This is a genomic window from Laceyella sacchari, from assembly GCF_004343255.1.
Lineage (GTDB): Bacteria > Bacillota > Bacilli > Thermoactinomycetales > Thermoactinomycetaceae > Laceyella > Laceyella sacchari.
This window is the reverse complement of record NZ_SMDD01000001.1, coordinates 1,271,260-1,297,915: the sequence shown is the minus strand read 5'-3', so window position 1 is coordinate 1,297,915 and position 26,656 is coordinate 1,271,260. Positions and strand designations below refer to the sequence as shown.

General features: G+C 45.8%; 27 protein-coding genes and 1 pseudogene. 17 read left to right on the top strand and 11 right to left on the bottom strand.

Translation table 11 applies throughout. From position 1 onward, the window contains the following. Positions 1–38: 38 nt before the first annotated feature. Entirely contained in the window at positions 39–854 is an 816-nt protein-coding gene (yunB, locus tag EDC32_RS06250; protein WP_132220558.1) for a sporulation protein YunB, read from the bottom strand. Between the two features lie 565 nt (positions 855–1,419). On the opposite strand from yunB, the gene EDC32_RS06245 reads away from it, so the two are divergent. After that, entirely contained in the window at positions 1,420–3,153 is a 1,734-nt protein-coding gene (locus EDC32_RS06245; RefSeq protein WP_132220556.1) for an ABC transporter ATP-binding protein, read from the top strand. A gap of 186 nt (positions 3,154–3,339) precedes the next feature. On the opposite strand, the gene EDC32_RS06240 is transcribed toward EDC32_RS06245, so the two are convergent. Next, positions 3,340–3,888, bottom strand: coding sequence for a flavodoxin family protein (locus tag EDC32_RS06240; protein ID WP_132220554.1), 549 nt, complete (start codon positions 3,886–3,888; stop codon positions 3,340–3,342). A gap of 273 nt (positions 3,889–4,161) precedes the next feature. Here EDC32_RS06240 and EDC32_RS06235 point away from each other — a divergent pair, with 273 nt between their 5' ends. After that, complete coding sequence (locus tag EDC32_RS06235; protein ID WP_022738209.1) at positions 4,162–4,773, top strand: TetR/AcrR family transcriptional regulator; 612 nt, start codon at positions 4,162–4,164, stop codon at positions 4,771–4,773. Between the two features lie 121 nt (positions 4,774–4,894). Here EDC32_RS06235 and EDC32_RS06230 read toward each other — a convergent pair whose 3' ends face one another. Further along, positions 4,895–5,251: a helix-turn-helix domain-containing protein gene (locus EDC32_RS06230; RefSeq protein WP_022738210.1), complete on the bottom strand. Its 357-nt coding sequence runs from the start codon at positions 5,249–5,251 to the stop codon at positions 4,895–4,897. Between the two features lie 335 nt (positions 5,252–5,586). On the opposite strand from EDC32_RS06230, the gene EDC32_RS06225 reads away from it, so the two are divergent. From EDC32_RS06225 to EDC32_RS06215, 3 genes are all read left to right on the top strand, one after another. Continuing rightward, positions 5,587–6,261: a deoxynucleoside kinase gene (locus tag EDC32_RS06225; RefSeq protein ID WP_132220550.1), complete on the top strand. Its 675-nt coding sequence runs from the start codon at positions 5,587–5,589 to the stop codon at positions 6,259–6,261. A 222-nt stretch (positions 6,262–6,483) separates the two neighbouring features. Beyond that, positions 6,484–7,035, top strand: a complete 552-nt coding sequence (locus EDC32_RS06220) for a S1 RNA-binding domain-containing protein (protein ID WP_132220548.1) — start codon at positions 6,484–6,486, stop codon at positions 7,033–7,035. After that, on the top strand, positions 7,022–7,279 hold the full coding sequence (locus tag EDC32_RS06215; RefSeq protein WP_132220546.1) for a hypothetical protein: 258 nt from the start codon (positions 7,022–7,024) through the stop codon (positions 7,277–7,279). The genes EDC32_RS06220 and EDC32_RS06215 overlap by 14 nt, the downstream gene beginning before the upstream one ends. Before the next feature lie 186 nt (positions 7,280–7,465). Here the strand turns inward: EDC32_RS06215 and EDC32_RS06210 are convergent, their stop codons facing one another. Beyond that, the gene (locus EDC32_RS06210) at positions 7,466–8,281 is read right to left on the bottom strand and encodes a serine hydrolase (RefSeq protein ID WP_132220544.1); all 816 of its coding nucleotides are present in this window, start codon (positions 8,279–8,281) and stop codon (positions 7,466–7,468) included. A gap of 137 nt (positions 8,282–8,418) precedes the next feature. Between EDC32_RS06210 and EDC32_RS06205 the strand changes: the two genes are divergently transcribed. Further along, a complete protein-coding gene (locus tag EDC32_RS06205) occupies positions 8,419–9,399 on the top strand; it encodes a GAF domain-containing protein (protein ID WP_022738216.1) in 981 nt (326 codons plus the stop codon). After that, positions 9,371–9,556 carry a hypothetical protein gene (locus EDC32_RS06200; protein WP_022738218.1) on the top strand — a complete coding sequence of 62 codons (186 nt, stop codon included), beginning with the start codon at positions 9,371–9,373 and terminating at the stop codon, positions 9,554–9,556. Before EDC32_RS06205 ends, EDC32_RS06200 begins: the two co-directional genes overlap by 29 nt. Before the next feature lie 41 nt (positions 9,557–9,597). On the opposite strand, the gene EDC32_RS06195 is transcribed toward EDC32_RS06200, so the two are convergent. After that, positions 9,598–9,900, bottom strand: coding sequence for a DUF3817 domain-containing protein (locus EDC32_RS06195; RefSeq protein ID WP_132220540.1), 303 nt, complete (start codon positions 9,898–9,900; stop codon positions 9,598–9,600). Positions 9,901–10,188: 288 nt separating this feature from the next. Between EDC32_RS06195 and EDC32_RS06190 the strand changes: the two genes are divergently transcribed. Then, positions 10,189–10,428 (top strand): sulfurtransferase TusA family protein, encoded by a 240-nt coding sequence (locus EDC32_RS06190; RefSeq protein ID WP_132220538.1) that lies wholly within the window; start codon positions 10,189–10,191, stop codon positions 10,426–10,428. A gap of 3 nt (positions 10,429–10,431) precedes the next feature. Next, a complete protein-coding gene (locus EDC32_RS06185; protein ID WP_132220536.1) occupies positions 10,432–10,908 on the top strand; it encodes a DsrE/DsrF/DrsH-like family protein in 477 nt (158 codons plus the stop codon). A gap of 27 nt (positions 10,909–10,935) precedes the next feature. Here EDC32_RS06185 and EDC32_RS06180 read toward each other — a convergent pair whose 3' ends face one another. Next, entirely contained in the window at positions 10,936–11,190 is a 255-nt protein-coding gene (locus EDC32_RS06180) for a hypothetical protein (protein ID WP_132220534.1), read from the bottom strand. A gap of 439 nt (positions 11,191–11,629) precedes the next feature. Between EDC32_RS06180 and EDC32_RS06175 the strand changes: the two genes are divergently transcribed. From EDC32_RS06175 to EDC32_RS06165, 3 genes are read left to right on the top strand one after another with little or no spacing between them, the layout of a single operon-like run. Beyond that, positions 11,630–12,379, top strand: a complete 750-nt coding sequence (locus tag EDC32_RS06175) for a GNAT family N-acetyltransferase (RefSeq protein WP_132220532.1) — start codon at positions 11,630–11,632, stop codon at positions 12,377–12,379. Between the two features lie 2 nt (positions 12,380–12,381). Further along, positions 12,382–13,296, top strand: a complete 915-nt coding sequence (locus EDC32_RS06170) for a lysophospholipid acyltransferase family protein (protein WP_132220530.1) — start codon at positions 12,382–12,384, stop codon at positions 13,294–13,296. 19 nt (positions 13,297–13,315) lie between these two features. Next, positions 13,316–13,795 (top strand): DedA family protein, encoded by a 480-nt coding sequence (locus EDC32_RS06165; protein WP_158283253.1) that lies wholly within the window; start codon positions 13,316–13,318, stop codon positions 13,793–13,795. Between the two features lie 429 nt (positions 13,796–14,224). Here the strand turns inward: EDC32_RS06165 and EDC32_RS06160 are convergent, their stop codons facing one another. Together EDC32_RS06160 and gltB are read right to left on the bottom strand one after the other, a co-directional pair. Next, complete coding sequence (locus tag EDC32_RS06160; protein WP_132220526.1) at positions 14,225–15,715, bottom strand: glutamate synthase subunit beta; 1,491 nt, start codon at positions 15,713–15,715, stop codon at positions 14,225–14,227. A gap of 10 nt (positions 15,716–15,725) precedes the next feature. Beyond that, the gene (gltB, locus tag EDC32_RS06155; RefSeq protein ID WP_132220524.1) at positions 15,726–20,318 is read right to left on the bottom strand and encodes a glutamate synthase large subunit; all 4,593 of its coding nucleotides are present in this window, start codon (positions 20,316–20,318) and stop codon (positions 15,726–15,728) included. Between the two features lie 162 nt (positions 20,319–20,480). Between gltB and gltC the strand changes: the two genes are divergently transcribed. From gltC to EDC32_RS16310, 4 genes are all read left to right on the top strand, one after another. Further along, positions 20,481–21,386 carry a glutamate biosynthesis transcriptional regulator GltC gene (gene gltC / locus EDC32_RS06150; RefSeq protein WP_132220522.1) on the top strand — a complete coding sequence of 302 codons (906 nt, stop codon included), beginning with the start codon at positions 20,481–20,483 and terminating at the stop codon, positions 21,384–21,386. Between the two features lie 174 nt (positions 21,387–21,560). Further along, positions 21,561–22,706: a nucleotide disphospho-sugar-binding domain-containing protein gene (locus tag EDC32_RS06145; protein WP_132220520.1), complete on the top strand. Its 1,146-nt coding sequence runs from the start codon at positions 21,561–21,563 to the stop codon at positions 22,704–22,706. Between the two features lie 107 nt (positions 22,707–22,813). Continuing rightward, entirely contained in the window at positions 22,814–23,350 is a 537-nt protein-coding gene (locus EDC32_RS06140) for a DinB family protein (RefSeq protein ID WP_132220518.1), read from the top strand. A 103-nt stretch (positions 23,351–23,453) separates the two neighbouring features. Further along, the gene (locus EDC32_RS16310; RefSeq protein WP_022738237.1) at positions 23,454–23,630 is read left to right on the top strand and encodes a hypothetical protein; all 177 of its coding nucleotides are present in this window, start codon (positions 23,454–23,456) and stop codon (positions 23,628–23,630) included. A 59-nt stretch (positions 23,631–23,689) separates the two neighbouring features. On the opposite strand, the pseudogene EDC32_RS06135 reads toward EDC32_RS16310, so the two are convergent. From EDC32_RS06135 to EDC32_RS06130, 3 genes and pseudogenes are all read right to left on the bottom strand, one after another. Then, positions 23,690–23,953: pseudogene (locus EDC32_RS06135) on the bottom strand (DUF2087 domain-containing protein); the annotation flags it as partial. 112 nt (positions 23,954–24,065) lie between these two features. After that, positions 24,066–24,221, bottom strand: coding sequence for a hypothetical protein (locus EDC32_RS16515; protein ID WP_170176049.1), 156 nt, complete (start codon positions 24,219–24,221; stop codon positions 24,066–24,068). Between the two features lie 70 nt (positions 24,222–24,291). After that, positions 24,292–26,151, bottom strand: a complete 1,860-nt coding sequence (locus EDC32_RS06130; protein WP_132220514.1) for a Xaa-Pro dipeptidyl-peptidase — start codon at positions 26,149–26,151, stop codon at positions 24,292–24,294. A gap of 156 nt (positions 26,152–26,307) precedes the next feature. Between EDC32_RS06130 and EDC32_RS06125 the strand changes: the two genes are divergently transcribed. Then, positions 26,308–26,607, top strand: coding sequence for a hypothetical protein (locus tag EDC32_RS06125; RefSeq protein ID WP_022738264.1), 300 nt, complete (start codon positions 26,308–26,310; stop codon positions 26,605–26,607). Positions 26,608–26,656: the final 49 nt, after the last annotated feature.

Sequence of the window (26,656 nt, the reverse complement as noted above, 5' to 3'; positions counted from 1 at the left end):
AAAGCGAAAAAGCAGATGGGTTATGCCCATCTGCTTTTTTAGTTCGGGATGAGCGGGATGGGTTTGGTCTTGGTTCCGTCCGGCATGATGCTCGGTACTTCACCCACCACCAACTCCCGAATAATGGGATAGTCATATTTGACAGTGAAGTGTTCTTTGGCAAATGGCAATAAGGTGGCGATTTCGATTTCTGCATGAATCAAGATGTTTACCAACGTTGTATTAATCCCCGATTGCTCCACTTTGGTCGTCAGCGTGACATGGGGAGACCCTTCAATCCAGATATCCAAAGGGATATTCGGCCCAAAATCGGATAAAATGCTGCTTTCAGCGATCTTCCCCAACGAGATGTGAAGCTCACGGTCTTGGGAATCTTTCAATTCATGCAAGATACGGTCGGTCAGAATTTGGTATATCTTGCCTTCTGCGTGGCTGTCAAAACTGATGCCGGCAATCCGCCCTTGTTGGTCTTTATGCATAAATGCGACTTGTTTTTTTTCTTTACTCAGTGCAGCCTGCACATCTGCGACGCCTTTTAAAAACGCTTCCTCAACGATTTTCTTCGCTTCCGTCTTGGCAATCGTCGATAACGTCGTATCATATTTAACTTCAATGAACCATATTGGAAAGATGATGATGGCCGCACAAATCAGAAGAAGAAAAATCAGCTTCATCTTCGGACCACACTGAATCATGCGGTAGGGAAGACCCGCAGCCGACGGTGGGGAAGGAGCCCGGAGAGGGGCGAACCCCGATACTCGGCGCAAGCGGATCGGTGGTGTGAAACGCTTGATCCATTGGACCAAAGACAATGGCCAAGGTCGTTTATAGACCAACCGACGCCGTTTTAACATGACAGCCCCCCCTCGTCATTAAAGATGAATACTTTATATGTATTATGAACCTTCCGGAAAAAGAAGACGTGAAGCGGTGATTTCATCCAAGAACCGGCTGCTTTGTCGACATTATCGAGAACAATTGCTTCCTTGGGAAGACTGCGAGCTTCTCATTCTTAAATACTGCAAGTATAATGCTTTGGTTGCAAACGCGGTTATTTTCCAAACGTCGTAGATTTGACCGCTGTCGGCAGTTAAGACGAGAAGGTTCTTACGAAATATATTAAGCGATTTGGCGATTGCATCATTGATTTATAGGAACCACCCCAATCTTTGGATGTGAAGTTAGAATAAGATAGATATTTCTTATTATTATTTATGCTATAAATTGATGGAATAATGATGTTTACTCCTTATTAAACTAAATTTAAAATGAAAGTATTAACGAACAAGGAGGGGCAATTCTCATGAAAACCATGACAAATCAAACCGTACAAACATATAAGGGTGGAACATCTTCTTAGTTATAAATGGTGTACCCCTTATATGTGTTTGTTTAAATAACACAAAAAAGGGGTAAATCATGCGTTTTCCAGTAAAAAAATTTTTCTCATATTACAAACCGTACTTAACGTTGTTTCTTTCGGTATTGGCCTGCGCCTTTATCGTATCTGCTGTGACTTTGGTATTTCCATTACTCGTTCGATATATAACAAAAGATGTTCTGGAAGGAGACTTATCCACTGCGCTAAGTGAAGTGTACTGGATTGGTGGGTTGATGCTTGTTTTAGTCGTCATCCAGAATATTGGAAACTACTTTGTAGACTACAAAGGTCATGAACTCGGCGCTCGTATGGAAAGGGATATGCGTAGCGAGTTGTTCGCGCACATGCAGAAGCTTTCCTTAAGTTTTTACGATAAGGAAAAGACAGGTCGGCTCATGTCTCGAATAACGAACGACCTGCTTTTGCTTTCCGAACTCTATCATCATGGTCCAGAAGACTACGTCAAGTATCTCGCCCGTTTTATTGGAGCATTTGTTATTTTGTTCTATATTAACGCCCCCTTAACAATCGCTGTGTTCTGTTTTTTACCATTTTTAGGTTCCTTTACATTATATTTTAATAAAAAGTTGAATAAGGCATTAAGAAGAAACAAAGAGCGAATCGGGGACGTAAACGCACAGGTAGAGGATAGTCTTTCAGGAATCCGCGTGGTAAAATCGTTTGCCAACGAGCACGTAGAGATTGAAAAGTTTAACCGAGAAAACAATCGTTTCCTTGATAGCCGAAAGAATACGTACAAGGCGGAAGCGTATTTTTTCAATGGTGTTGAAGCGTTTATCCAACTGATTACGATCACGGTGATTATCTTAGGTAGTGCTAGCATTGTGAATAACACTTTAGAGTTAGCTGATTTGATTACTTTCTTACTGTATATCAACTTTATGATCGAACCAATTCAACGACTGACTCATATGAGCACGCAGTTTCAAGAAGGAATCACTGGCTTTCAGCGCTTTATGGAAATCATGAATCTGAAGCCAGCAATCGAAAACAAACAGAATGCCATAACTTTGTCAGAGGTACATGGCGAGATTGAGTTCAAGCAAGTTTCCTTCCGTTACGAAGACCATTTGGACAATGTCTTAGTAAACCTGTCGCTTCGTATACAACCGGGAGAGTACGTTGCGTTAGTTGGTCCGTCTGGTGTGGGAAAAACTACATTATGCTCTCTCATCCCTCGCTTTTATGATGTGACAGATGGGGAGGTGTTACTAGACGGGATCAACGTTCGCGATATCGACCTGCAGTCATTAAGAAATAACATCGGTATTGTACAGCAAGATGTTTACCTTTTTGCGGGAACGGTGATGGAAAATATCCGCTACGGAAATCCAGCGGCGAGCGATGAAGAGATTATTACGGCAGCCAAGCGCGCCAATGCCCATGACTTTATTATGAGTTTGCCAAACGGTTACCACTCCGAGATCGGACAAAGAGGTGTCAACTTGTCTGGTGGTCAAAAGCAGCGACTAAGCATTGCTCGCGTATTCTTAAAAAATCCACCCGTTCTTATTTTAGATGAGGCAACGAGCGCGCTAGATAACGAAAGTGAAAGCATCGTCAAGAAATCACTAGAATCGTTAGCAAGAGGACGTACGACCCTCGTTATTGCCCATCGCCTTTCCACCATCCGCAATGCCCAACGAATTATTGTACTAACGAAAGATGGAATTGTGGAACAAGGTACGCACGATGAGTTACTTGCGCGCGATGGAGTGTATACACATCTGTATTCCAAACAGTTTGATTAAAGTTGGAAACTACTTAAGAAAAGGGATTTTTACGCTTTATTAACCTCATGAACGTTTGGAAGGATATTGCGAAAAATGCGGTTGCATGTACATTAGAAGTGGGGCAGAGAGTGATCACAGCGTAAAAAGCTGGCACACAACATAAGCCCACCCATTCTCTGGGTGGGCTTATGCCGCGCAATTTTATCAGACGCTCATATTTTTGAGAGTTTGGTTGAGATGGTCTACTTCTTGCAAAGCGACTTTGTCATTTAACACTTCGCCAGGCTTGGTACCCCGCCCGATGACATAGCCGGCAAATTTCATATTCATAAATTCAAATATGTACTGGAATTGCTGAACCAAGGGCAGCCCTTTGATTTTGGCCGACTCCCCGCCGGAGATAATCACATAAGCGGGCTTGTCCTTCATTGCGCCTTTAAAATCGTATGCCGGATTGCGTAGGCTTTGCGACCAGCGATCCACAAAATTTTTCATGTGACCAGACATGCCATACCAGTATAGCGGCGTGCTGAAGACGAGGATATCGCTGTTCATGACTTGTTGGATCACATCTTCATAATCATCATCGACCGGCTCAAATCCATGTTCTGTATGGCGTTGGTCACGGATCGGGCGAATGTCTTTGTCTCGCAAGGTGATCCATTCCACATCAAGCCCATCGCACAACCGCCGTGCAAGAGTCTCTGCATTCCCATTGTCACGGGAGCTACCTAAAATAACGGATATTTTCATCACAATCCCCCTTTTCTCAGATTCGACGAATGTTCCCGGTTAGTATATCATATATGAAGTTGGAGCAGAAACCGGCCGGTGGAACCGAACCCCATTTCTGATTTGCTTCACTTATGACTTTCGTTCATTTGTATCCGAATTCGATGTTTCACACCTCTTTCAGGTTGAAAAGAAACTGTGTGTTTGGTACGCTTTCTTTACAGGATGCCTATTTATCAAAATCAATATATAATAGTATTTATTCGCTCAATTCGAATACGATTGGAGGCTCGCATGAAATATTCCACAGGAAAAGAAACGAAAAGAAAAATCATTGAAACCGCATTCCGGTTGATGGCCGATAAAGGATTTGATGCGCTAAGCATTGATGAGATTATGAAACAAATCGGCAGAACCAAAGGCTCTTTCTACGTTCATTTCAAAAGCAAAGAAGAAATGTTGTATGAATTGATGAGAACCCGTTTGGACCGCGGGTATGGGCATATGGCGGCTGAAATTAAAGAGGAATTGTTTCTCGACAATTGTAATGTGCGGGCCATCTTGGAAAAAGTGACCACCAAAATTTACGCCAGCCTTGGTGACGATCCATTGACATGGACGGCCACCTTTTATCAGTTGGTCATATATTCCCGCAAAGACGAAACGGTTCGGGAATGGCTAGAACTGAACTTTAACCAATGGTCGGAATTCCTCCATATGATCGTTGAAAGAGGCCAGGAGATGGGGCAAATCCGTTCTGATATGGATACTCAAACCATCACCAACCTGTTGATGGGAATTGTGTTGGGGTACGAGATCCTTTACATGCTCAAACCCCAGGTCAATATGACCGAGGTTCTCAAGATCCACGACTGGTTGTTTGTCAGCAAGCCATCCGCTGAATAAAACGGCATCTAGAAAACCTAGCAATTCGATTCTTGCTAGGTTTTCTTTTTCTCAACCGTTGTTAGACCGAGCAGTCAATTAACACTACTTCTTTAAATAAATAAAGCAACTTTCTTCAGACTTATTCCTTTCTCTGTTGTTTCGCTAATTGATATTCTTTTTTTCGTTTTTTAGATTTTTCCTCTTCTTCTTTAAGTCGTTTGGCTATTTCTTCTCTATGTTTTTGAATTTCTTCTTCACTCTCTTCAAATGTATACAACTCATCAGTAGAAACACCTAAAATTTTTGCCATTCTGTACAATGTATCCATTCTGGGATAAGCAGTATTGCTTGTCCACATGGTTACTTGCTGTTTCACTACACCCAAGGCGATGGCTAAATTTGTTTTGGTGGGCTTCACTTTGTTTCCATTTAAATCAAGCATAAATCCTTCGTATTTCTTTTTAGCTAAGATTAAATCTAAATTACATTTTAACATGTTTTTTCACCTCTATGATTTTTGTCTTCGTTTCATATTATAAACTTACGGTCAGTATTTGTAAAATATTAAATTAACATAATGTACCTAATTTGGCGCACAATTGCGCGTTTTTTACTGCGATAATTGATAAAAATAAAAATCTTATATATATTTCATGTTTGGAGATAAGATGCAATGATGCAGTAGTCTGACGGCCACGTAAAAAATTCCCCCTGGCGCCATTGCTTCCATTGATGGTATGATCTATAAGTTGCTTGGATTCATTCGTTATGATAATAACTGATATAAGCAATACAACCCGATATGAGCAAGTTAGCTTAGAGGTGAACTAGATGGTGGGGAGTGACGAACTAGTGATCGTAGTCGGCGGGATGATTGGGCTGGGGAAAACCAGTGTTGCGACATTGTTGGGAGAGGCCTTGAACAGTAAAGTGTTTTATGAATCAGTTGACGATAATCCGTTGCTTCCTTTGTTGTATACTGCATCAGAGGAAGAAAGTGAGCGCATGCGCTATCCGTTTTTGTTGCAATTGCATTTTTTGGATACGCGTTTTAAGGCCATCAAACGAGCCTTAACCGATAAGAAAAACGTTTTGGATCGTAGCATTTATGAGGATTGGTACTTCGCGAAGACCCTGAACGAGTTAGGCCGTATCAATGATTTGGAATTCCATGCGTATGAGCGTCTGTTGGACAATATGTTGGAGGAGATCGAAGGAATGCCCAAAAAGGCACCTGACCTGATGGTTTACCTGAGCGCTTCTTTTGAAACGGTACTGACTCGGATTGGCATGCGCGGACGTGATTTTGAACAGGGTCCCAGCTTGGTGGACTATTATCACACACTGTGGTCCGGGTATGATGACTGGGTTCATCACCATTACAAAGCTTCAGAGGTGTTGGTGGTGAACATGGACGAAATTGATGTGGTGAACAATGAGCAGGATGCTGAATTTGTCGTTACTGAAGTGAAGAAGAGATTGAACAAAATGGGTATCATCGTTTAATTTAATTAGTCATGCATACGGCCAAGGTCTTTGCAATCGCTACCCCTTGCAGAAGCCTTGGCCGTTGTATTAATTGTTGAATAACCTTTTACCGCGGAAGGTAGTATTTGTAATCACCGCAGATGGCCTGGATTTGTTTGAAAAAAACAGAATTGCCCACTGTTACGAAAGTCGTCCTTTCTTATATAATGATAAGTACCACAAAAAACGGAGGAGAGAAGAATGGGCATCGACGAGAGGATTTCACAATATTTAAACAAAACCAGCCGTAAACATGCCGTCCCTTATGAAGAAGGTGAAATGGTACCCGTCCGCGTCACGAAGTTGGTTGATTATGGTGCATTTGTGGTGACTAAGGATCAACATCTTGTGCCAGGCTTGATTCATATATCGCAAATCCCCCCCGGTTTTAATCTGGAAGTGAACGACTTGTTAGAGGCCCAAGTGAAACAGATCAAGGATGACAACAAACTGGAATTGTCATTGATCCATTTGGCGGAAAGAGAGGAGACTCCCTTCGCCGTGCTTAAAGAGATGAAAGGCAAATTGCCTGAAAAAGAACTGCCTAAAGAGGAAATTGATGACATCATCGAATTTTTTTCCAAAGAATTCGGATTAGTGTCAGATAATTCAAAGAAGAAAATTCAGGAATTGGTTAAACGAATGGGCGTTTTCCACTTTACCATTACCATGATGAAAGCGCTTCCGGGTTTTAAGCGAGACTTGGTATACCATTTTTTGAAAGAAGTGGAACAGGCAGGTGATTGTCTTTAACCAACGTTTCTTTCATTTTTCGCGCCATCTGCGTAAACGTTTGGAAGAGAGGTTGGGAAAAAATTTAACTGGCCAAGAGATCGAACGACTGATACATGAAAGCATTGTGTTATTGCAGACGGATCGGCACTTGTACCTTTATCACCCTGATGAGGATATTCGTTTTCCATGCGTCAAAGATGGAGAGCGGTGGGTGATCAAATCGGTTTTGGTGAAAGGCATGTGGATGGAAGCAAAAGATTAGGCCGGGAGACATGTAACAGATGGTCTGAATAACTAGATCATCCATAATGAACTATAAGTTAATGTGAATACTTTAAATCAAGAAGTAGTCAGGAGGTGATGATACCTTACTTTCCATTGGTGCTGATACAGGACTCGATGCGCCGTTTATTGCAATGAGCGGCGCATCGATTTGTATTGGGGGGGATTAATCGGATGCAAGGCATGCCTCATATACCAAACGGGCCAATTGTTTCATTTGTTGTTGCGCTTGCTCGTATTCACACTCCTCACTCAGCGCAACCATCACCATCGCCCGTGACTTAGTATATAAAATACCAGCATCATGCAACGTTTGAGTGACCATCCCGGTCTTGTGGGCCAACTCCCATTCCGGTAACCAGCCGATGATATCCCTGTGCTGACTTGGCAGTCCCGTCGGAAAACAGTCTCGGAGTTGCTGTTTTTTTAAGATTTCGACCATTTGTCTGCTGGCGTATTGCGATACTGCCTTACCCAGCGCGATGTGGCGAAAGCATTGGGCAACATCCGCTGCGGTAATCATGTTCAGGCCAGCTGGCGCCGCTGGTACGATCATCAACTTGTTGTAAAAGGTACTTTTTCGCATACCAAGTTCATCCATGGTTTCACGGATCGTTTCCGTCCCCAACAGATCAATCAGGATATTGGTGGCGGTGTTGTCGCTTTGAATTATCATCAGTGTGGTCAAGTCTTGCACCGAGAGGCGCAGCCCTGGTGACAGATGTTGCAGAACGCCTGTTCCTCCCACTTGATCTTCGGCCGTCAAGATGATCTCATCAGCCAATGCCAAACGACCTAGAAACGCCTGCTTATAAACGGCGACCATGATGGGAACTTTTATGATGCTTGCTGCGTAAAATGATTTGGTTTCATTCCATACCCAAGTGGTACCGCTGGTTAAATCTTCGATCCAAACTCCCCAATTTCCAACGGCATTGCTCTTCCAATGCTCCAAATTCTGGATTAAACGGTTTGCAATCATTCCATTTTCACCTCTGCCACCTATTATCACATAAATAAAGGAAAATTTTTATTGTTGAAAAAATAAAATATTCGATATAATTGTTATAGGTCATCATTTGGATTGTAGTTTGATGCCATATGCTAAGGGGAGATAATATGGCGGAAGATTTAATCAGATTATTGGAGATATTGAATGACAGTTCGGGATGGTTTCTCAATTTCCTCGCATATATTGTTGCCGCTGGATTGGTTGTCATGATTATCATTCATCTTTATCGCTATGCCACCGGAAAAAATGATTGGATGGGACGCAACTTGGAAGAAACAGATCAAGGGGGGCAAGTAACATTAATCCAGTTGGAACGATGCCAGGAGGAAAATGATGAGCTTGAAAAGAAAGTTATTTTACTGGAGCAAGAAAGGAAAGAGTTGCTTGAATTGATTAAAGAAAAAGAGCTGGAGATAACCAAAGGGAAAAGACAGGTGAACAAACTGACTCAAGAAATCAATACACTCCGGCAACTGTATGAAGAATTGGATAACCGGTACGACGATGAGACTTACACGATGTCACAAATCATGTACACTGCGGATGAAATCGCTACCGCAATCGTGGAAGAAGAGCATTTTCGCCAAAACCGCGACGATATTTTCATGAATCTTCTGGATTATCTCGTCAATACGTTTAAGGGTTTCCGCGAGAAAAATCCACGTTGTATCATCCATGTCAAACATCCCGAAGAGGACTGCTTGATCCATTATGCCCATTCCAGTGGACACTCACATCGGGTCAAATTTTACCGCCCGCCGATTATCGGAAGTTCGGCAGGGAAGGCGTATCGCACGAATGAACTGTATTATGTCCCGGATGTGGAGAATTTGGAGTATGAATACGACCGCAAAGAGTTATCTCGCAAGGTGTATCGTACCATTTTGTGCGTCCCTATCAAGGCTGGTTCGCTGGATGGAAAAACAATCGGGGTGTTATCAGTCACGGGAACGCCCGTTGACGCATATGAGAAAATAGAAATCGAAAGAGCAATTCTTTTTGCTAGCCTGATTTATCCACTGATCCACATTGATTTGAACAAACGGAAGGAGACAGGTGATGAACCAGATTCAGAAGCTTCCGGTTGAAGAGCGCAGACGGTTAAACCGCCTTTATCGAAAAGGTTCCATCACAAGAAAACAGTTCATGCAATTGATGAAAAATGGTTTGTTTGATCATGAACGGCTCGAGATGAAGCGAAAATATCTGGAGTTCATCAAGCTGCATCGGGATGAATGGAGTTAATCATGGCAGATAAAAAGATGGGTGATTAGCTACCCATCTTTTTATCCTTCACGCGAATGGCTTTCCTTTAAGCGCTTGTCCAACACAAAGGTGCCAAATGGAATGACTGAAGCGATCAGCGCGCCGATGATTTGTTTCAGAGACCAGCGGTTCACAATGGCAACATGGCCTACTGCAACTATGAAGAGGACGAACAGCAATCCGTGCAATCCGCCGGTAATGGTGACGGCCACGGCATAGTCAGCCAAATATTTCATAGGCATGGCGATAAATAATAAAATGAGATAGGACATCCCTTCAAGAAAGCCAATGACACGCAATCGACCCAAAGGTTGTTTGAGCATACTATCACCCCAGCATTAAGTTAACCATAAAAGGTATCTGCCTTGATTGTGAAAATCTTAACAAACTGTGTCCCTTTTACCAAATCTAACTGAATGGTCAAAATTCGATTGACACACAATCCGAATTTTATTTATGATGATAATACCTGTATTATTTAAAAAAATTAAAAAACGATTCGATCCCGTTTAAGCCGAACGCGGATGGGTCAATCCGTTGCCTCATCTTACCAAACAAGGAGCTCTGTCAATATTTTGATGGAGATATTTTTAAAAGAAAGGATGCGCGATATGGAAGCAAATCATGTGCTTGATTGCAAAGGCTTGCAATGTCCCGTCCCCTTGATTCAAGCCAAGCGAGCGGTCGAGCGACTGTCCGTGAATGAAATTTTGGAGTTGCATACGTCTGATCCCGGTTCATTACAAGACATTCCGATGTGGGCTCGAGCAAATGGGCATACAATTGTTAAACAACAAACCGATGGCTCGACGTATCGCTTTTGGATCAAAAAAGGACGAAGAGAGGATTGACCCATGAACGGCAAAAAAACAACGATGGTTGTGTTTAGCGGTGATTTGGACAAGGCTTTGGCAGCCTTTATCATAGCTATTGGATCAGCAGCTATGGGAAATCAAGTGTCAATGTTTTTTACTTTTTGGGGTCTTAATATCATGCGAAAAGACCAAGTGGTCAACGTGAAAAAATCCTGGATGGACAAGACATTTGGCTGGCTTTTGCCACGCGGCCCTGAGAAGTTGGGGTTGTCCAAGCTTCACTTCGCCGGCTTGGGACCGATCATGATGCGAAGGGTTATGCAAAAGAAAAATGTTGCTACGTTGAACGAGTTAATCCAGATGGCATTGGAGTTGGATATTAAGCTGATCGCCTGCACCATGTCGATGGATGTGCTAGGTATACAAAAGGAAGAGTTAATAGACGGCATGGAATTTGCCGGGGTGGCCACCTATATATCAGAGGCCAATGATGGTAACATCAATTTATTTATCTAAAGATGCAAGCTGTTACCTGTAGGCAGATCAATTGATGCAGTCCAGGCAATAATCCCATTCCTCAGCAGAACATCTTATATGCACTAAAGAACGGTCGGGGATGGAGATGGTGTTACTTTCCGACTGTTCCGAAATCCGCTCTAACCGCGCGCCATTCACATGCCGGAGGATGCGGATTGTTTCATGCGGGCGGATGAGGATATCGATCCGAAACAAAAAGGGTGGAGTGCCACAAGAGAGCGTCGCTTGTTCACCAGGGAGCAAACTGAATGAATGATTCATCGTGCCGCCTCCTCAATCTAAAATGAAACCTCCATTTAGCTTATCCTTACGCTGAATGGGGGTTGTTTATGTTCTGCAGCAGAAATGATCTGATTTTGATCGGAGGAAGAGCGCAACAGAAGGAAAGTGTTGTCATATAAATTTTCATTTTATTTATATATTTCAAAACAATGAATTTCACTAATAGAAACAATAGCAAATGTTGAATGTGTATTAATTCAATTAATAACACTCTTTCAAAATTCTGTTGATTCAAGGGATTCAAAGTTGGATTGCCCGCAGGTTAGCAGCATGGCCCTAAACATTTGACAACTCTCTTTACAAGAGGTTAACACATCTTTTAAGTATCCCCTAAAATTCATAACAAATATTTACAATCGACCAATATTGATTTGGTACAAAAGAGGAGAGCTTTGTTTAAGAAAAGAGGGGAAACCATATGAAACCAAGCGCATTGATTGTCAAATTGGCGGAAACCTCCGAAGAGCTTGAGCAAGTTTTTCGTTTGCGCTACCAAACGTTTGTTGAAGAAGGAAAGCTTGCTTCCCTTGAGAATGAAGAGAGAATGGAAATGGATGAATATGACCCATTCTGTGACCACTTGATTGTTGTCGATACAGATCGTGGCAAGGTGGTTGGCACCTATCGTATGTTACCAGGGGAAAAGGCAATACAATGCAATGGCTTCTACGCTGAAACGGAATTTGACTTAGCTTCCTTCGCTGCGTATAAGGCGGCCACCCTGGAAGTGGGACGCAGTTGTATTGATCGTGACTATCGGACGGGGCGGGTGATCCAGTTGTTATGGTCAGGCATCGCCGATTACATCAAAGAAAGCAGGCACAAATATGTGGTTGGCTGTGTGAGCGTACCGATTCATGGACCTCGGCAGATTAGCGAATTATACAGCATGTTGTGCCATGAAGGGGTCGTGACGGACCGTTATCGCATTCGTCCGCTTCCGAGCCATGCCATTGCTGGCCTCAAACGCTTAAACGCGACCGAGTTTAATATGCGCGATGTCTACAGTAACCTGCCTCCGTTGTTGAAAGGGTACAAATGGCTAGGCGCAGAGATTGCTGGCGAACCGATCTATGATCCCATCTTCCGTTCTACTGACTTTTTTGTTGTTTTGGAGACGGCCAAAATGACCAAAAGATACCAACGCCGCTTTATGGGAGGCGTGTAAGCATGTATGAATGGATTGCCAAAGTCACCATGGATGAGCATAGATTGACACGGCTACAACGTTGGGGGAGTTTACTCCCGAGATCATTATGCTATCCGTTTTTATGTTTGTTGGGCGACGCGGTTTATCTGCTGGCAGGAAAAGGGAGAGCCCATGTGTTGAACAACATGCGCCAACTTCTGCCCAGACAATCAGACCGAGATTTATCTCGGATGGGGAGGGAGTACTTCCAATCTGTCTTTGTTTCAATTTATGAAATTTTGATCGATTCTGGTAATCTGAGCGATTCAATCGACTGGCGGTTTCGGGCAGAAGGCGAAGAGATTCTTAAGCAGGTATTGGAACGAGGCAGAGGGGCGATTCTGCTCACTCCACACATGGGTAATTTTTTCTACTATTACTGGTACTTGTCGATGAAGTATCCATGCTTGACGGTCGTGACTGCCCAAAGCGAAGACATTCGTCCTTTCTATCTGTTATTTCAACGGTTAGGGTGCGATGGGCTAGATTACGACGAAACACCTCCTTTATTAATGATGAAAACACTCAAGGCGCATCTGAAGAAAAACGGCGTAGTATTCTTGCTTGGCGATTTTTATCGACCGCAATTTCCTGAATCGATCTTTTTCGGGAGAAAAACACGGACTCCCGGAGGAGCGGCGGTCATGTCGCTGGAGCAAAACATACCGGTTATTCCCTTTATGGGGTTCCGAGAACAAGGATTTCGCCATCGGCTTATGTTTCGAGAGCCCATTCATCTGTACAAAATGTTTGATCGCAAAGAGTGGGGGGGAGCGATCAATTTTTTGAACCGAGAGATGGAGAAGATGGTAAAAAACGCTCCAGGGCAGTGGTTTTATTGGTTTAATGCAGAGGAACGATGGGAAAAAGAAGAAGCCGCATCTGAAGCGAGTTGACATAAAGGAGCGATACGGTTTGACGGAAGCGTTAATTCTGGGTTGGGTGGCTTGCTACGGCTATCCGATATTGTTCATTATCTTGCTGCTCGGGATCATCGGGTTACCAATCCCGGACGAAGCCGTGCTATTTTATGCCGGGACACTGATCGCCAAAGGTGTTTTCTCTTTGTTGCCCACCTTTCTTTTATCAGTTGTTGCCGTATTGTTCGGATCACTGATCAACTATTTCCTGGCAGCTTTCGGTAAGCAGAAATTGTTTGCGGCCTTTCCCAAATGGCGCTTTTTGATCGGGAAATCAGAACGTTCACTTGAATTTATGCGCAAATATGGATTCTGGGGAATTCCTGTGTCATACTTCATTCCCGGTGTCCGCATAAGTGTCTCATACGGTGCTGGATTGTTGAAATTAAACCGTTCTCAATATTTGATCGGATCCTTGTGTGGTTCCGTCGCATGGGTCGGGGTGTACTTGTTAACCGGATATGGTATCAGCTAATGTCAGTCAGAAGGGGCCGTAAGGCTCCTTTTTTATGCACGGGGAGAGATTGTTTGATACAACAACGGTCTGGAGAGTGCGCAATATGCTATTGAAATTTTTTTATTTCATTTCTCAATACTATAGTTAACTTTTTCTAATGAGATAGAAAGGGTTGGATGAGAAATATGTAGGATAAAACCATCAGATTTGCATAAATCATTACACAACGTAACAAAATATTTGTTTTGTAACGTTGTGTAGGGGTATTTTTGGTGAAAACAAGCCATTTATCCGGCATCTATCCCCCTTTTATTTGGTAAATTCCCGCTGTTTACCAGGTGTTTTCTGTATGTTGAGTCGTATGCTTCTCGTAATCCAAACCGACGATGCTCATAAAAAATGACAAAGTGAGAAAATGACTTCCCACTTTGTCATATGCATGTATCTCTATATCGCTTTCTCAGCACCTTGTGTGGTTGCCATCAAATATTGATCGCAAGCGCGGGCTGCTTCCCGACCTTCGTGGATGGCCCATACGATCAGACTTTGTCCCCTCCGCATATCACCGGCGACAAAAACCCCTTCAAGATTGGTGCGGTAATCGCCATAAGCGGCATTGACTTTGAAATTGGTGTGCGCAAGACCCGCGTGAGAGAGAAGTTTTTCTTCCGTTCCCGCGAAACCGATGGCGATCAATACCAGCTGGGCCGGCCAGATCCGCTCACTGCCAGGTATCTCTTTAAATGTATAGCTCCCATCCGGTGCATAAATTTTCTCCATATCTACAGTGTGCAATGCTTTCACGCGGCCTTGTGCATCACTGACGATTTTACGTGTGGCAATCGAGTATCGGCGCGGGTCGCGACCAAATTTCGCTTCAGCTTCCTTATATGCATAATCCAGTGTGAAAACATGAGGATACTCTGGCCAAGGATTATCCGGACGGCGTTTATCAGGTAGTCGGGGATGCTTGCCGAATTGTACAACACTCCGGCATCGTTGGCGCAAGGCGGTCGCCACGCAGTCGGCACCTGTGTCTCCACCGCCAATGACGATCACATCTTTACCTTCCGCTGATAAGTTTGATTCGCCTGTTTGCGGATTGAGCAATTGCTTAGTGGCCGCAGTCAAATAATCCATCGCATACTCTACGCCTGCGGACTCTCTCCCCTCTATCGCCAGGTCACGCTGTTGTTGCGCTCCAGCGCACAGGATCACTGCATCATACTCTGATCGCAATTGATCCATCGTGATATCTTTGCCGACTTCGGTGTTGGTGACAAAGGTGATCCCTTCCTGCTCCATGAGCCGCACCCGGCGCTCAACTACTCGCTTCTCCAATTTCATGTTGGGAATGCCGTACATCAACAAGCCGCCAATGCGGTCGGCCCGTTCAAACACGGTAACTGTATGACCTGCTTTATTCAATTGATCGGCGCTGGCTAATCCCGCGGGGCCGGATCCGACCACGGCCACTTTTTTCCCCGTTCGCAATCGGGGTGGCCGAGGAACGATCCATCCCTCGGCAAACCCTTTTTCAATGATGGCCAGTTCGATATTTTTAATGGTCACGGCAGGATCATGAATAGCCACCGTACAAGCCCCTTCGCAGGGAGCCGGGCACACGCGTCCAGTGAATTCGGGAAAGTTATTGGTTTTTAACAGGCGGTCTAGTGCTTCTTTCCAACGCCCGCGGTAGACAAGATCGTTCCATTCCGGTATGAGGTTGTGCACAGGACAACCCGACGCTGAACCGTTTAATTCAAAGCCGGCGTGGCAGAACGGCGTGCCACAATCCATGCAACGAGCACCTTGGATTTGCAACTTTTCTTCAGGAAAAGGAAGTTGATATTCCTCCCAATCGTTCAAACGTGCAAGCGGACTCCGCTCTTGTGGCTCTTCCCTTTTGTATTCAATGAATCCCGTTGGTTTGCCCATAATCTCCCTCCTATCCTGTCGTGACCAGCACATGGTTTTTCGCTTGTTGATCGCGCTGTTTCTTCAGCTGGTTAAACGCTGCCACTTTCGCCTCGGACAAAGATAAACCAGTTTGTTTCAATGTTTCGATGGCTTCCTTCATCGCCTTGTAATCGCGGGGGATCACTTTGATAAACTTCGGCACGTGTTTTTCCCACTCCGCCAGGACGGATTGACCACGGCGGCTATGAGTGTATCGCACATGCTTGGCAATCATGACCCGCACTTGCTCGATCTCTTCCTTGTCAACCAAACGTTCCAACAAGACCATTTCTTGGTTGCAATGGGCGTAGAACCGTTCCGTATCTTCGGCGAGGACATAAGCGATTCCACCAGACATACCCGCGGCAAAGTTTTTCCCGACCGATCCCAAAACAACGACCCGGCCCCCGGTCATGTATTCACAACCATGATCTCCAATGCCTTCGACAACAGCATTCACTCCACTGTTGCGTACGCAGAAACGTTCGCCCGCCATCCCGTTGATATATGCTTCACCAGAGGAGGCGCCGTAGAAAGCGACGTTACCAATGATAATGTTCTCATGCGCGTTAAATGGAGATAAGGATGGTGTTTTCACGATAATTTTGCCACCAGACAACCCTTTGCCGACATAATCGTTGGCATCGCCTTTAATATTCAGGGTAATCCCTTTGGGGAGAAACGCGCCAAAGCTCTGTCCTGCCGACCCCTTGAATGACAGGTGGATCGTGTCTTCAGGCAACCCTTGTTCACCATAACGCTTAGTCACTTCACTGCCCAAAATGGTGCCTATTACCCGGTGATTGTTGTTAACCGTAAATTCTCCCTTCACTGGCGTCCCATGTTCCAATGCAGGTTGGCATAAAGGAAGCAGTTGCTGGCAATCAAGTGTTTTTTCCAAATGATGATCTTGTACGGCTGAGGTCGCTCCTTCCGTGTTGCTCTCCGTTGCGGGCTGTGGTTGATAAAAGATTGGCGACAAATCCAAGTGTTTGGCTTTCCAATGTGATTTGGCCCGGTCGCTCACCGTCAATACATCCGTGCGCCCAACCATTTCTTCTACTGTACGGAAGCCCAACTCCGCCATGATCTCTCTCACTTCTTGCGCAACAAAGCGCAGGTAGTTTACCACATGTTCAGGATCGCCCATGAATTTCCGGCGCAACTCCGGATTCTGTGTCGCAACCCCTACCGGACAAGTATCCAAGTGGCATACTCTCATCATCACGCAACCGAGAACCACGAGGGGAGCTGTAGCGAAACCGTATTCTTCGGCTCCCAAAAGAGCGGCCATCACCACATCTCGTCCTGTCAGCATCTTACCATCCGTTTCCAGCACAACACGATCACGCAGTTGGTTCAATTGCAACGTTTGGTGTGCTTCCGCCAAACCCAACTCCCATGGCATCCCCGCGTGTTTGATGCTGGTGCGGGGAGAAGCGCCTGTTCCTCCGTCGTGCCCACTAATTACAATCACATCTGCCAGTCCTTTGGCTACCCCTGCGGCGATGGTTCCCACCCCCGCTTTGGAAACCAATTTAACGCTGATCCGTGCTTGAGGGTTGGCGTTTTTAAGATCATGAATCAATTGCGCCAGGTCCTCGATAGAGTAAATGTCATGATGTGGTGGGGGTGAAATCAGCCCTACTCCTACAGTGGAACCGCGCACTTCCGCGATCCATGGGTACACCTTGTTGCCCGGCAATTGTCCGCCTTCGCCCGGTTTGGCCCCTTGCGCCATCTTGATTTGTATCTCATCTGCGTTGACCAAATAATGGCTGTTGACACCAAACCGCCCTGAGGCCACCTGTTTGATTGCGCTGCGTCGTGAATCGCCATTGGCATCCACTTGATACCGGCGAGGGTCTTCGCCACCTTCCCCGCTGTTGCTTTTGCCTCCGAGACGATTCATCGCGATCGCCAACGCCTCATGTGCCTCTTGGCTCAAAGCGCCGTATGACATGGCCCCGGTCTTGAAGCGACGCACAATCGATTCGACCGGTTCTACTTCTTCAATCGGAATAGATGGCTGGTTTGATTTGAATGCAAATAAACTCCGTAGGAAGAGTAAATGTTCATCGTTGGCCATTTGCGTGAATTTCTTAAACAACGCATAGTCATTGCGGCGGCACGCTTGTTGCAGGGTGTGGATCGTCAGCGGATTATAGGCATGGGGTTCCCCGTTGCGACGCCATTGTAGATCGCTTCCTGCTTCCAACGATGATTCACCATGCGGATCGAATGCTTGGGCATGGCGCATCACGGTTTCTTGCGCGATCACATCCAGTTGAATTCCGCCGATTTGTGAAGAAGTACGGGTGAAGTAAGTGTCAATTACCTTTTTGCCAATGCCGATCGCCTCAAAAATCTGTGCCCCGCGATAACTTTGGATGGTGGAAATACCCATTTTGGACATCACTTTTACTATGCCTTCCGTCGCAGTCGTAATATAGCGACGCACTGCTTCTGCATAGGTGATCCCAGGCAATGCACCATCCTGGATCATCTGTTTGTAAGTGGCGATGGCAAGGTACGGATTGATCGCATCTGCTCCATATCCAAGCAACATAGCCAACTGATGCACATCACGCGGTTCTGCTGATTCAACAAGCAAGCTCACTTTGGTTCTCGTTCCTCTGCGCACCAAATGATGATGCAAACCGCTGACGGCAAGCAATGCCGGAATAGCCGCATGTTCTTCATTTACTCCTCGATCTGTGAGGATTAGCAAGGTAGCCCCTTCATCGATCGCTGCATCCGCATGGTTAAATAATTCATCCAATACCTCCGCCAACTCATGCTGTCTGGACACGGGAAACAACATTGACAGGGAAGCTGTTTTAAATGCCGGATGGGTGTTGCCGGCCAGTCTGCCTAACTCTTCATCGGCAAGGATGGGGGTAGACAGTCGGATACGGCGACAATGAGTCGGCGAAGGCTTCAACAGATTGCCTTCCGCACCAAGTAGCGTTGTCGTGGAGGTAACACATTGTTCACGAATAGCATCGATGGGCGGATTGGTGACTTGGGCGAAAGATTGTTTGAAATAGTTGTACAATAGTTGTGGTCGATCAGACAGGACGGCAAGCGGAGTATCGCTCCCCATTGCGCCGACAGGGTCTTTTCCTTCTGTCACCATGGGCGCCAGATTTTTAGTTATCTCCTCATAGGTATAACCAAAAGCTTTTTGTAAACGCACAAGTTCATCTGTAGCAAGCTCTTTGACTTCCGATGGCCCCGGCAGGTCGTTCAACTTGACCATATGCTGACGCAACCACTCACCATATGGCGCTTCCGCTGCAATTCGCTCTTTCAATTCTTCATCATCAATGATGCGCCCCTCATCCAAACTCACCAACAACATGCGCCCCGGTTGCAAACGGGCTTTGCGCACCACTTTCTCTTCAGGCACGTCCACTACACCGACTTCAGAGGAGAAAATCACCAGATCATCAGAAGTGACGTAATATCTCGCCGGACGGAGGCCATTGCGATCCAATAAGGCGCCGATCTGGGTACCATCCGTGAAAGCGATGGCGGTAGGGCCGTCCCACTGCTCCATCAGGCAACTGTGATAAGCGTAAAAGGAACGCCGCGCTTCACTCATTTGCCCATCATGTTCCCAAGGTTCGGGGATCATCATCATTGCGGTGTGAGCTAAAGATCGCCCGGATAAGGTCATGAATTCAAAGCAATTGTCCAAAATCGACGAATCGGTACCCTCCATGTCCAATACAGGGAAAATCTTGTCCAAATCCTGCCCGAAGACATCCGATTGAAACATCTTTTCCCTGGCGAGCATCCAATTCACATTCCCGCGCAATGTATTGATTTCGCCATTGTGCAACAAGTATCGGTTGGGGTGTGCCCGCTTCCAACTCGGAAAGGTGTTGGTGCTGAAGCGGTTGTGTACCATCGAGAAGGCGGATGCAAATAGTGAGTCCTGCAAATCGGGGTAAAATTCACCCAACTGCGAGGGAGTCAACAATCCTTTATATACGAGGGTGCGGCTGGACAGCGTAGCTGCATAAAAATCTTCTCCTGCTTCCCGCTCCATTCGCTTGCGAATCACATAAAGTTTCCGTTCAAAAGCCAATGGGTCCAATCCTTGGCTGTTTGCAATGAAGACTTGGCGTATCACCGGTTGTGTTTTTCGAGCCGTTTCTCCAATGTTCTGATGATTCACCGGTACCGTTCTCCACCCTAGCAAGGTTTGCCCTTCCTCCGTCGCGATTCGCTCCAATTTCTCTTCATACGCGGTGCGAAGTGACGGCTCATGCGGCAAAAACAACATGCCAACTCCATATTGCCCTGCCTCCGGTAACGAGATGCCGATCTTAGCGCACTGGTTCTTTAAGAATTGGTGCGGGATTTGCACCATGATACCCGATCCGTCTCCCGTTGCGTGATTTTCCCCGCCGCGGTGGGTCAGCTGGCACAAGATATGCAATCCTTTTTCAACGATGTCATGGGAGGCTTTTGCCTTCAGATTGGCCACAAATCCGATGCCGCAAGCGTCATGTTCGAATGCGGGGTCATAAAGCCCTTGTTTTCTTGGCAACTCTGTATGATTATGACTCATCATTCTTCACTCCCTTGTGAAGATTTGGTTTTGGCGCCCTTGTCAGGAAATATCACGTTAAGATGTATTGTCATTTTATATTTGTATAATTATATTAACAATATATATTTCCGATTAAATTAATCGCATATTGAGATGGATAAAAAAGGGGGAGGGGCTGGGATGGAGTTAAGACAAATTCAATATTTCATTGAAGTCGCCAAGCGCGAGCATGTGACTGAGGCTGCACACGCCCTTCATGTAGCGCAGTCAGCGGTCAGCCGGCAAATCGCCAATCTGGAGTCGGAATTGGGGGTTGCCCTCTTCACTCGGGAAGGTCGAAATGTGAAATTGACGCCTTTGGGCAAGATATTCCTCACCCATGCGCAAAAGGCTTTGCGAGAGATAGAAAAAGCCAAACAAGAAATCGAAGAATATCTCGATCCGGCCAAAGGTTCTATCCGCCTGGGGTTTCCGAGTAGCTTGGCCGCCTATATCCTGCCCACGGTTATTTCCGCTTTTCGGGCAAAATATCCCAACATCGGGTTTCAACTCAAGCAAGGCGCGTATCATCATCTCATCGACTCCGTTATCAACGGCGAAGTAGATATCGCCTTTATCGCCCCAGTGCCCACGGATGTAAAAGAAGTGGAAGGCCATATCTTTTTTTCTGACAAGATCGTTGCGTTGTTGCCATCTCACCATCCGCTTGCCGACTATCCTGCTCTACGACTGAGCCAGCTCAAAGATGAGTCGTTTGTCTTGTTTCCCAAAGGTTTTGTGCTGTACCAATTGGTGGCCAACGCTTGCCATCAAATGGGGTTCCAGCCCAAAGTGGCTTTCGAGGGGGAAGACATTGATGCCATCAAAGGTTTGGTCGCTACCGGTCTCGGGGTGACGTTGTTGCCAGAAGTCACTTTGATCGACAGCACTCCGCGCGATACCGTCAAAATTCCCATCAGCGAACCGGAATTAGCCCGGACTGTGGGCGTAATTATTCCCAAAAAGCGTAAATTGCCTCCTTCCGAACAATTGTTTTATGACTTTATCGGTGAGTTCTTCAGCATGTTAAACCAGTTTAGTCTTTAGATGAACCCGCATTCTTCGGGCGAGCGGAGAATGCGGGGTGTTTACTTTTTGGATACGGAATGTTCAGTAGATATTCATTGAACCCACCAACCGGGTCATATAATCTAATCGTGTAGGGCAAAGGTAAATATTAACTTTTTAGTGTCAAATTTCACTGATAAGAAGGTGTGTCGGATGAAAGTACTTTTTTTAATCCAATCTGCCCATGGACATATGAATCCTAGTCTTGCTATAGCCAAAGAGTTGGTGCGTCGCGGTGAGCGCGCGATTTTTTTTACAATACCCGAATTCCGGAATGCCGTGGAAGCGGTCGGTGCGGAATATCAACCGATTCCTGAAAAATTCAGCCTGGGGCATGTTGTCAAGGAACATGGTATCTCCATGCTTAATGATCCGGACAAGTTTATGAAGTTATCCTTGCAGATTCTTCAATCACAGAAAGAGCAGGCACACGAACTGCTTGAGCCTCTCGTCAGAGTAGACACAGACCTGATCGTGTATGACCATATGTGCGTTTGGGCCAAAGAACTGCTGAAATCTCTCCAAATTCCCTCGGTCGCTTATTTCAGCAGCTTTGCAATGACAGAAGACTCGGTGTTCATGAAACAGAGAGCCCGCATCGTAAACGATGAGGCAGTCATGGCAAAAATACGCGAGTTTTTTTGTGCCAATGATGGTCTTAATCTTGTCATGATCCCTAAAATATTCCAACCGAATTCTGAGTCTCTTGGCAATCACTTCGCCTTTGTCGGTCCACAGATCACCGAGCGGCCAACCCAACCTGACTTAGGCACCACGTTAGATCCTGATCGCCCCATCATGTACATCTCTTTAGGTTCCATTCTTTCCAATACCTCATTTTATCTCACATGCATGGAAGCATTTGCTGATACCGAATGGCAAGTGATCATGAACGTCGGTCCGGGAACGAACATTGAGTCATTGGAACCAACACCTAATAACTTCATCATCCGCAACTTTGTCCCGCAATTAGAAGTACTAAAACAGGCCCAAGTGTTTATTACACACGGTGGCATGAATTCCACCATGGAGTCATTATGGTATGAGGTACCTCCTATTGTGATTCCACAAAGCTCCGATCAACCTTTAGTAGCCGAACGCATCAAAAAGCTGGGACTGGGTACAACGCTCTCACCTTCTGACGTGTCAGTGGAAACGCTGCGGGAAGCTGTCGATGTCGCACGCACAGAGTCTTCGATCAAACAAAACTTGGCCCAAATGAAAAAAGAATTATTGGTGGCAGGTGGACCAGCACGAGCAGTCACTCTCCTGCAAGAGTATGTCAAATCTTATAGATAAACAAAACCCCCATGGCCATAAAGTCATGGGGGTTGTTTGTCGACAGATGGACTTTGGCTCGTTATCTGATATGATAGCTGCAAGGAACAGTGAAAGGGGCTTTGTTCATGGAACGCGCAAGCTTTCAATTGGATGATGTTACAAATATTCTTGCCAGAACACCAAAAGTATTGCGTCAGATGTTGGAAGGATTGCCAGATGCCTGGATTCACTGCAATGAAGGGGAAGGAACATGGTCGCCTTTTGAAGTGTTGGGTCACCTAATCCATGGTGAAAAAACGGACTGGATCCAACGCATTCAGATTATAGTCGGTGATGGGGATGAAAAAACGTTTGTCCCCTTTGACCGCACTGCCCATCTTCATGTAAACCGGCATAAGTCACTCGAAACCCTTCTCGATGAATTCGAAGCCGTCCGGAACAAAAATGTGCGAACCTTAAAAACGATGGTTCTAACGGAGCATGATTTGAATCGCACTGGTAAACATCCTGAGCTTGGCGTTGTCACCCTGCGGGAATTGCTGGCAACTTGGGCTGTCCACGACCTTAGTCACGTCCAGCAAATTGTCAGGGTGATGGCCAAGCATTATCATGATGAGGTAGGGCCTTGGAAAGCATATCTGGGCATTCTTCAGAGCAAATAGATTTTTATCATGGCCATAAAGTCTTGGGGGTTTTGTTTAGGAAAGTTATGGTATATTGATACATGGACTCTTTTCAAACACTATGCATAGGAGGTGTTTTCCCGTGGACAAACGTTATCATTTGGATCTGTCCATTCAGGACTTGAAGCAAGCGAATCAGATCCTCCACCGTGCAGCCGATCGGTTGGATGCCATGAATCATGATAAATCATACACCTTGAGCAACCTCATCGCTGATTTTGAAGAGCTGATTGAAGAACTGGAGAATCCGGATGAATAATCCGGATTCTTTGTGAGTAATGCCGACCCGAGAGAATCATAAGACCCAATCAGTCCCATCTAAAACGTTCTCCACATGTCAGGCGGATTCAATTCGTAGATACCGTTTTCCCGATACATGAAATGGTTGATGATTAATTCACGCCGAATCGTCGCATAATCATCGTGAAACTTTTTAATGTATTCATTCAGTTCATTTTCTGGATATTTTACACCGACTTTCAAGTCTTTGACGAGATATTCCAACACCATCAGCTTTTTCTTATGTTTTGCCGGGAGATATATCAGCTTCCCATTAGCAGTGAAGAAAGTCCGAATGACTTCCCATCGGTTTTGCTCCAATTCCCCTCTCTGCCTTCTTTCAAAGACTAATCCTACTTCGCGGTTCGCAAACAAAAACAGGCCATTGGAATTGCTGGCCTGTTTTTGTTTGGTTTCAGGTCTCATCCGAACGGGACATATAATCGCGAGCGTAAGGATCACCTGGTTGTGTATGATTTTTAAACTGGCTCAACCGGCCATTACGCCCTTCGCCACCGCTCACTTTTACTTTCCGTTGCCCATTGTTGTCTTTCGCTTGCTTTTTGGACATGGTTGCCATCCCTCCTTTTTGGAGGTAGGATGCCCGGTGTGTTTTCGCTATATCCGCGGGAACCGCTCCTTCACTTCACCACAGGCAGAATGAGTTGGCTTTTTGCGGGGTTAATCGTGATCTTCGTCCCGCCCGTAGGTCGAATGGTAAAGTCATGATCACTTGACATCAACACGACGCCAATGCGGTGACCTTTTTTGAACACATAATCATCAGCTTGCAAATCCCACTCAAAGGTGTATTCTTTTCCGGGAATTACTGGTTTGGCTTTGCTGTCAGAGATGCGGTTCTGTGGATCTAACCAGCCGCGGGTTACAATTTCAAAAGAAGAGACATGGGTCTGATGCTGGTATAGGTAAGCGCATCCATCATCACCCGGAATCCCTTGGCCGTAGCAGATGCGCTGATCCGTCCGTGCTAATCCTTTTTGGTAGTCTACCCGGGTGTCCGTCCCATAATCCACCAACAACGCGGTAAGATTGGCGACAGGCCGATCAATGCTGGCGCGAATCCGGATTTTCGGTGTTCCGCTGATACGGAGGTCTTTTTGTAAAGGATCTCCCAAATAAGCTAAGCGGTTGGGGGATGGTGATTCCGGATTGGAGGCCAGTTGTTCAGCTGTGCGATTGGGATCATCGATCAAGGTTTCCAAGCGCTTGGGTTGGCCTTGGCTTTGCTTCCCCAATTTTCCTCCCGCATCAAGCGGCATCCGCACCTTTTCGGCTTTTTTGTCAGGCCAAGTGGCATGTTGTTCCCAACTGCCCGGAGCGCGTTCGATCCTGACCATTGGCTCCTTCATGATTCCATTGGGAATCTCATACAACCAATAATCAAACCAACGATGCAAGGCAGATAACCACGCTTGTTGTTGAAAACTGAACGGATTGAGGTGCCCACCTTGATGCAACCAAATTTTTCGCGGAACTTTGTGCTTGGCCAAAGCATTCCACCATCTGGCAAATTGTTTGGTTTTTACGTTCCAGTCGTTCAAGCCATGCACCACAAATACACTGGCCTTCACTCTACTGGCATGTTTAACATAATCCCGTTCATGCCAAAAAGCATTCATATCACCGGTCACCCGATCTTGCAATCGCTCCAAAGATGAAATGATTTCCTGGCAGACGGAGGGGTTTTTCCTGGTCAAGACGGCTTTTGCCAACACATCGGCGTCTTCACCTTGATAACCGCCTGGTGCTACCACGGCTCCGTTGGCCCGGTAATAATCATACCAACTGCTAATGGCGGCGATGGGAACAATGGTTTTTAGTCCTTTCACACCGGTGGCGGCAACGGCATTAGGCAAGGTTCCATTATATGAAACGCCAATCATCCCGACATTGCCGGTGGTCCAGTCAGCAACCATTGGTTTTCCACTTTCGTCAAACGCTTTGGCTCGTCCATTTAGCCAATCGATCACTGCTTTGGCGCCGATGGTCTCGTTGTGCGCCCCGGATGTCGGGCAGCCTCCCGACAGGCCCGTTCCGGCACTTTCTGCTAAAATGACGGCATAACCGCGCGGCACGAAATAGTTATCATAATAACCAGAAAACGGCTGCGTTTGATCCGGCTCAGCCATGGGCTTGCCTTTTACAGGGCGCAATTCAACATCGACATTGTGGTTGGGAACATCATTAAGTCTCGACCGATAGGGGCTGATTTCATAAATGACGGGTACTTTTTTGTTTGTGTTAGGCCGCATGATTTGAATTGCTATGCGGTCAGGTTCACCGTCGTGGTCGCTGTCCATCGGAGCTTCCACATACCCTTTTTCACGGATGGCGTCTTCATAGGAATAAATGGGCCGGGTCGCTCCATCGCGAACCAGCATGTCAGTCTCTGACGCCTGAGTGGGAACAGAGCTGGAAAAGACAGTGCAGACCACGATACAACTGACGAGCGCAATGATTCGGCCTGTTTTTAAAAACATAACACTCTCCCTTTGCAAATAAATTTATTTCATCATAAACAGTTCTGCATAGACAAACACCCATCCTTGTCATTATGGGCAATCAACATTGCGCAAATGGTTGGGGTGTTGAATATCATGAACTAGGTTCATGGATAAAAGGAGTGAGTCCCAACGATGTACTATGATGATTATGATCCGTATTACTCGGAAGTCGATGATGAATTCGTCTATGCAGACGATGATGGGTATGTTGAACAATTTCCTCCCCGCTCCCCCTTTCGAGTCGCCCCGGAAACATTGCGCATGTACGTTGGTCAAATTGTGAATGTTGTTATTCGTGGAGTGTCGGTCACTCCTCTCCGCGTCTATGTGGCTGATGTGAATCCTTATGGAGATGCTACGTTGATTTCCTGTCGCGGCAATGCGCCCCAGCGCATGGTCGTCTCCGCGCGCGATGTGACGATTGTGGGTTGATGGTTCACTAACTGGAAAGCGAGCGCAAACATCTGTTGTGCGTTCGCTT